The sequence below is a fragment of the Streptomyces sp. NRRL S-350 genome (assembly GCF_000719705.1).
Classification (GTDB): domain Bacteria; phylum Actinomycetota; class Actinomycetes; order Streptomycetales; family Streptomycetaceae; genus Kitasatospora.
The window spans coordinates 1-281 of record NZ_JOHO01000223.1 but is presented as its reverse complement, the minus strand read 5'-3'; the positions used below and the strand labels follow the sequence as shown (position 1 = coordinate 281).

General features: G+C 69.8%; 1 protein-coding gene. It reads right to left on the bottom strand.

The window, feature by feature from the left end; translation table 11 throughout:
- The coding region (locus tag IF30_RS0140645) for a DUF1772 domain-containing protein (RefSeq protein ID WP_234323036.1) at positions 1–262 on the bottom strand (262 nt) is incomplete at its 3' end.
- Between the last annotated feature and the right edge of the window lie 19 nt (positions 263–281).

Genomic DNA, 281 nt, shown 5'->3' with positions numbered 1-281 from the left:
CGAACTGCGCGCGCACCGCGGCGAAGTCGTGGATCTGGGACGGGTCGCCGGCCGCCGCCAGCTGGTTGTTGAGCGGGATGTTGACGCCCATCGTCACGATCAGCGCCACCACGTACAGCACCGTCGCGGCCGCCGCCCACAGCGCCGCCTGCCGACGGCCCGCCTTGTGCTGCAGCCAGGCTGCCAGGCCCGTCGCCACGAAGGCGCCGACGAAGACCAGGCCGAACATCCCGTTCTCGATCGACTTGTTGATGTGCTGCATCGCCGTGACGTACGTCCGG